The organism is Mesorhizobium sp. PL10 (genome assembly GCF_053714315.1).
The window spans coordinates 1-6,840 of record NZ_JBSKBR010000073.1 but is presented as its reverse complement, the minus strand read 5'-3'; the positions used below and the strand labels follow the sequence as shown (position 1 = coordinate 6,840).

General features: G+C 57.9%; 6 protein-coding genes. All 6 read right to left on the bottom strand.

What is annotated here, in order from left to right; all coding sequences use genetic code 11:
* Positions 1-173 precede the first annotated feature (173 nt).
* On the bottom strand, positions 174-2,090 hold the full coding sequence (locus ACWGTO_RS32420; RefSeq protein ID WP_454578800.1) for an HAD-IA family hydrolase: 1,917 nt from the start codon (positions 2,088-2,090) through the stop codon (positions 174-176).
* A gap of 293 nt (positions 2,091-2,383) precedes the next feature.
* A complete protein-coding gene (locus ACWGTO_RS32415) occupies positions 2,384-3,406 on the bottom strand; it encodes a hypothetical protein (RefSeq protein ID WP_454578799.1) in 1,023 nt (340 codons plus the stop codon).
* A 48-nt stretch (positions 3,407-3,454) separates the two neighbouring features.
* Positions 3,455-4,255, bottom strand: a complete 801-nt coding sequence (locus ACWGTO_RS32410; RefSeq protein WP_454578798.1) for an SDR family NAD(P)-dependent oxidoreductase — start codon at positions 4,253-4,255, stop codon at positions 3,455-3,457.
* A 51-nt stretch (positions 4,256-4,306) separates the two neighbouring features.
* A complete protein-coding gene (locus ACWGTO_RS32405) occupies positions 4,307-4,678 on the bottom strand; it encodes a hypothetical protein (RefSeq protein ID WP_454578797.1) in 372 nt (123 codons plus the stop codon).
* A gap of 23 nt (positions 4,679-4,701) precedes the next feature.
* A complete protein-coding gene (locus ACWGTO_RS32400; protein ID WP_454507686.1) occupies positions 4,702-5,466 on the bottom strand; it encodes an SDR family oxidoreductase in 765 nt (254 codons plus the stop codon).
* A 539-nt stretch (positions 5,467-6,005) separates the two neighbouring features.
* The gene (locus tag ACWGTO_RS32395; RefSeq protein WP_454578796.1) at positions 6,006-6,668 is read right to left on the bottom strand and encodes a M24 family metallopeptidase; all 663 of its coding nucleotides are present in this window, start codon (positions 6,666-6,668) and stop codon (positions 6,006-6,008) included.
* Positions 6,669-6,840 lie beyond the last annotated feature (172 nt).

Sequence of the window (6,840 nt, the reverse complement as noted above, 5' to 3'; positions counted from 1 at the left end):
TGGGGGCCGCACATCTCATTGATTATAAAGATCTATTCAAAAACAACTGTTGAAGTCGGGCTTGACCAGCTACAGGCCTGCCGCCCCCAGTGTCCGCTCGAAGGCCCGGTGATATGAAGCTGTCGGCTCGTAAACGATGCGGGCGCCGGGCGCATCCAGATGGCTCAGGCTCTCTAAGAAGATAGTGTTGTCCTGGAAAATTTCTCGGATTGCTCGTGTGGAGACAAACTGCCATCAAAGATTTGATAAAGGTCCTTTGCTACATAATCGGGAGCGTCGTTCTCGCCTTGACGCAACTCACCGCAGTCGTTGAGGCCAGTGGACAGGAGAAGTGAGTCGAGCCCGGCAGCCTTTGCGCCCTTGATGTCGGTATCAAGCTGATCGCCGACCATCAGAAGGCGGTCGGCACCGGCCCGAGCGATGCATTCCTCGAAAATCGCTTTTCCTGGCTTGCCCATAAACTCCACCGGGATCGGAAGAGCTCCAAACGGTGCTAGTCCGGCCTCAAGCATTGGCCCTATTATGCCTGGTCCAAAGATCAACGAGCCGTCATTGCTGGGATAAATGATGTCCGCGTTTGCCGCGATCATACCGGGCATTTCGCCGGTCTCAATCAGCCGTCGGTGAAAGACCGACAGGATGCGGTCGGCAGCTCTTTTGAAGTCGAAACCTTCGTCGTCGAGCACCACGAGCGTGTCGAATGTCTCGGCTGTCTCAGCGCCACAAAGATTTGGATGCTTTCCGAAAACGTCATGCGCAGCTTGTGGACTGCCCAGATAAGAAACTAATCGACCGGCTGCCAGCTCTTCAAGTACCCGAAGTCGTGCAACACCTCCTGCAGAGACTATACTGTCAACTGTCGGGATCGGAAGTCCGGCGCCGCGAAGACGTGAGAATATGGTTTGATCCGATCCGCTGCTAATATTCGTCACGATGTAGAATGGCTGACCGGACGCATTAAGTCGCGCCAAGATATCAGCAGCGCCTGGGAGAGCGTCATTTCCGCTGACCAGGACTCCCGTCGCGTCAAAAAGTATCGCGTCATAGCAATCGGCCAGCGTCTGGGGACGTGTTTTTTTGGGAGCGGCGGGTGCAAGGCAAGCCGAGTCCGTCCTTGGCTGAACTGCCTCAGAGGACGGACAACAGCTCTCACGCAAGACGCTCGCTTCGGGTGGTATGCTGCCTTGGCACGCCTCGGCATAAGCCCAGGCCAGCCATTCGCATAAAATCGAAAGATCTTCTGACTCGACAGTTGGCCCCGCCCATATTCGGAATCCGGGGGGGGCGTCACCATAGCTCCAAATGTCAAAGGCCGCGCCCTCCGCTTCGAGCAGACGGCTAATCCGACCGGCGATTTTCTCATCGTCCGTTTCTCCGGCTGCGAGTTGCTCTGTTGGAAACCGGAGAGTGATTGAACAGGCCGAGCGTGAAGCGGGATCGATGCAGGTCCAATCAATCCACGGAGTGGAGTCCACCCAGTCCGCCATGACAGCATAGTTATCCGCAACCCTGTTCAGAAGCGCGGATAGTCCCCCGCACGCTTCGGCCCAGTCTAGCGCAGAATGGATATCCTCGACGGCGAACATGCTCGGGGTCGAGATCGTGCGACCGCCAAAGAACGCTTCGTTCACCGACCCGTCGGCATTATGAAGTTTCATGAGCCGGGCCACGGGCTTGCTCCCGCCGACCTTGAGACGTGCCTGGGCCCTAGGCGAGAGCGCGATCATACCGTGGCCGCCTTCGCCACCAAGCGCCTTCTGCCATGACCAGCACAGAACGTCGATTCGATCGTAGTCGATGCGCCTCGTGAAAGCTGCAGAGACCGCATCGGCGATCACAAGTCCGGCACGGTCTGGAAAAATCCAGTCAAGATCCGGTGGACAAACGCCGCTGTTGGTGCCGTTTAATACCAGGACGATGTCGTTATTGGGATCGATCCCGTTCGTGTCTGGGAATTCCCCGAAAGGACAAACATGGCGCCTCTGGGAGGCTACCCCTAACGTATCGATCTCATTTGCCCAATACCGCGAAAAGCTATCTGACACGAATGTCTCGACTGGCAACGGGCCCAGCAAGTTGTGTAGTGCCATGCTGCAAGCTCCAGTGCCCGAACCGGGCACGATACCGCAAATCCAGCTATCAGGCAGCTCTAACAAAGCCACCATGCGCCTGATTACCTCTTTCAGCCTTTCTGCCCCTTCGGGGCTCCGGTGGCTGCGTCCAAGATACCGCAGCATGGTTGAATGCACGCTCCAGCCCGGATGTTTGCGGCAGGGGCCTGATGAAAACCGCGGATCAGATGGGAGGAACGATGGTTTCACAGCTGTATTTCGTAAAGCCATGGCTGCCTCCGAAGTTGGAAAAAGGGACCTCAGCCGAGCGATCAGGCGATCTTCTGCGCCATCAGCTGCGAAAGGTTTTCGTCGGCGAAACTCATCCGTTCGTCGGAGCGGAGGCTAGAAAGGCGGTCGACAATCGCGGCATCAGACAAGGCCCCCTCTTCACGCAACTTTTGCACATAGGAAGGATGGATGAAGTTTGAGCCGGCGAACTGATATGCCGCGCTGCTGCCCCAGCCATGCCGTTTGCGAAGCGGATCGAAGTGACGCAGGACATGCCCCAGAAGCGCCTGTTCTACGGACGCATCGAGGTGACCGAGAACCGGCAGGAGCTGCTCACTGGCCGTATTCCCGGCTCCGCGGCCCATGCCACCCATGGTGCAGTCTATCCAGGTCGCTCCTGCCATCGCGGCCGCCACTGAATTGATCAGTGCGTATCCGCGGTTGTCATGGCCATGAAATCCAATCTCACTCCCAAGTCGACCGGCAAACTGGCCGATCAATTCCTGAACACGGCTCGGCTTCATGGAGCCAAAGGAATCCGCGATATAAAGCACGTCAAGGCTATCGATCCGCTCTAGCCCGTTCAGGCAGACCTCAACTGCTGCAGCATCAGCTGCGTCGATCTGCATGAGATTCAAAAACACACGGAAGCTCCTCTGCGACAGCTCAGCGCAAATGTTCCGGCATGCCGCCACGTTGCTGTAGTGCGCCGCGACTCGTATGGTCGTGATCCGCCCTGGCAGTAATCCCTCTGTCAGGCGCGCCACGGCAATAGGTAAAGGCAGTTCGCTCGCAAGCACATCTTTGGCATCGATCATCACGCATGCTTCAACCAGGAGATCAGCGGCTACCTCTTCGGCCTTAGAGTTCGTGATCCTGGCGAAATATCCGCTACTCTCAGGCTTTCCGGCGAGCCCCAGCTCGACCATGCGTACCGGAAGGGCGTTGATGGTAGCGACATAGTCCGAGACCAGTCCTGGTGAAAACTCCCAACCCGTGTAGTATCCACCGTCACGCAGGGTGCAGTCCAGGAAGTTTAACTCATCTGGTATCGTGCCTAACATTGTTCCACTTCCTTCTCCCGCCCCACTACGTCGAAGCGTCTGCTTGGATCAGCTCGCGGCGTAACCCCCATCCACATAGAGAATCTCGCCGGTGACGAACGATGCAGCTGGGCTCGCGAGGAAGATGTAAGGCCCGAAATACTCGGACAAATGCCCCCGGCGCCGCATTGGAGTGAGGTCCATTGCCCGGCGCTGGTAAGGCGTATCGAGGTTCGGATGCACTCCATCCATGAAGTTGTTGATGAATCCAGGTGCGACGGCATTTACGCGAATGCCCTTGTCGGCCCATTCCACCGCCATGGTGCGCGTCAGTTGATTGACGCCCCCTTTGCTCGCAGCATAGACAGCCAGCCCAGGTATGCCGAGCGAACTGGCGACTGAAGACGTCATGATGATGCTGCCATCGCCTTGATGGAGCATTGCTTGGGCGGCAAACTTGGCGCAATAGTAGTAACCACGCAGATTAGTGTCGACAATCTCGTCCCATTCCGGCTCTTCATAGGAATGCGCTGGCTTTATGATGTCCGTGCCTGCGTTGCAGACCATCACATCGATCCGCCCAAAACGGTCGACCGTGCCACCGATCAATGCCTTGCAATCGTCGTGCGATCGCACATCAGCGCGGATAGCCATCACCTCGATTCCTTGGCCCGCAAGTTCGGCCTCTGCTCCGGCCAGTTCAGCATCATTGTGCGAGGAAAGGACTACCTTCGCCCCCAATCGTCCAAAGCAGGTGGCGAGAGACTTGCCCAGACCGCGACTCGAGCCTGAAATGTTGACGACCTTACCGTCAATTCCGAACAGCTCCTGGTATCCTTCTCTGATGTTGTGAGTTGTATCAGGCATCATCGACCACCTACTCCCACCAACTATTTTTCGCTTTAGTGCAAGTGACGTCCATCATTCAGCACGCAAGACAGCGTGATCAAATCCCAAGAGGCGATATCTGACATTGCGGAACATCGCCTGATGCGCGCCAACCCAGGCGGTAAGGTCAACTGTTTCGGCATGATCAAAGCCATGGCGAAACTCAGGAGCTGCGTTGCCGCCCTCCGACGGGTCAACTTCTTCCGCACTCTGTGCATGCCAATAGTACGGATCGAACTGTGAGAGATCACTCTCAGCTGTCAGGCACTGCCTCGGCCGGCTTGCAGAGCTATTTCCAACACTTAAGGAGAAAGTGAGCTCCCGCTTAGGACGAGCGCGAATGCCGGCATGCGCGATCGAAGACGCAAGATCGATATCGGCACTCTGTGCGTTGGCTGTATTCACGCGGCGGCTCCTTAGACCATGGGTCAGACAGTTGCACTCAGCCCGCCATCGATGACGATCAGTTGGCCGCTCACATAGGCCGCGCGAGGGCTGGCCAAGAATGCAGCCACTGCTGCGAATTCCGATGGATCGCCAAGGCGTCGAGCCGGAGTCCTGTCCTCGAGTGCACGAATGGCCGCGGCGTGGCTACCATGGCGATTGGCTTCGTGAATCGCGGTGCTGTGTGCTCCAGGTGCGAGCACGTTTACCGTGATGCTCTCTCCCGCCAATTCTTGTACGAGCGTGTGGCAGTAAGGCACCAGCCCCGCTCGTGCGACACCCGACAGTGCGAAATGTGCTGGGGTTCGTACAATGGCCTCGGAAGCGAGCATCAATACTCGCCCCGCGCTCGAGCGACGCAGATGCGGCAAGGCAGCCGTCACAAGATTTATCGAAGGTAGAAGCACTCGCTGGACCGCATCTTTGAAATCCTTGGGCGTCATGGCCGAGGGTGGTCCGGCAGAAACCCCGCCGCAATTCGTCACCAGGATGTCGATACAGTGAAAATGCTCCGCTGTTTCGGCAGCCCAAGCTGCTGCATCAGCGCAGTCAGTCACATCGGTCGCGCGTGACAGCACTTCGGCGCCCTTCTTGCGCAACCGATCCTCTGCTCCTTGGAGCCGCCCCGGATCGCGCCCACAGATAGACAGGCGGCAGCCCTCTTTGGCCAACTCCTCAGCGGTGGCCAAACCTAAGCCGCTGGAAGCGGCCGCGACCATCGCCACCTTGCCGTCGAGCTCTAAATCCATCTTCACTCCACTTGACATCGCAACCGCTACGCTCGTGGCACAGCTGCAGAGAAAACAGATCCCCGTACCAAGCGAAAAGCATGTGCCGTGCCAAGCGAAAGGTCTTCCTAAATCAATACGATACGCGACTGACAAAACATCGGCTTTGCTCTTATGTCGGACTCACTACATGTGTGTCGTCACTATGCACTTCGAGACGTTGGCCGCGCTGAACAAACTGTTGGCCTGAAAGGAGATTATTCAGCTCCGGACCAAGCGGGGGTTTTTCGTCGCCGGACGCGGAACGAAGAGAGTTCGCATGGCAGCTTGTGCCTTGGAGCGACGATTCGGGGGATGCTCACCAGATAGTTCTGCTCCATTCTTTGGATGGGCCCGTGGTCCCGTTCCGGAGAGGCGCGCTCGACCATTCGGCCGAACAGAGAAACCTGCCTTGGCCGCTCCTCCTTTCTCCCCATAGGCCCGTCAGCGGGATCCGTGATCAACATGAGCGGCGCCGGCAGATCGGCGACTTTGCGCGAGGTATCGCTGCTCTTGCATTTTCATGCGGGACGCTCGAACAGGATGCGCGGAAGCTTGCTCATTGCCTCGGAGCCATTTTCGGCGACCCGGACGGTATCGCTCAACATGTAGAGTTCGCCGCGCTCGTAAAAGCCAATGTGAATCAGGAAGGTCATATTGGCTAGAATTTCGGTATCGTTGTTCGTCCCTAGGCTTGGGCCATCCAGCCAGTCGAGGCCAACAGAGTAGCCCAGGCGCGAATCCTTGGTGAGACCGTACGGCCGGATAGCCGCTTGGAACGCCCGCGCAACATCAGCGCAGGTCGCGCCGGGGCGCAGTGCGTCGACGGCGGCGTGGAATCCCGCCAGTGCACCTTCATGTTGGTTCTTCGGGCGTGGAGTGATGGGGCCGAGATGAGCAGTCCTCGTCATCGGAGCCACATACCGGTGCCGGCTGGCACCAATCCCGAGGTAATACTGGTGGCCGAGGGCAAATACGTCGTCAATCCAAAATTGGTGCGGTGCGTTGGCGAACCTTCCACCACGGATGAACGGTGGAGACGGTGGCGGCCCGCCGGGAATGGTCTCGGTCCCGGCGCAGAGAGCTGACAGGATCGCGGCCGCGTCACAATGCCTGGCGCCGACGGCGATCTTGTCGACGCCGGCGAGCATCGCCCGGTCCGCTATCGCGGCCGCCTCGGTCATATACAAAAGTTCGCGCTCGGACTTAACGAGCCTGCATGCCGCTACCAGGTGACTGGCATCTAGTACCTCTGCACAGAGGATTTGACGGTTTCGATGGGTTGTAACCTGGGTAGGCTGTCGGGTTCGACGAGCAGTTCAATACTGCGCGCGAGGCCCGGTTGCCTGCGGATCA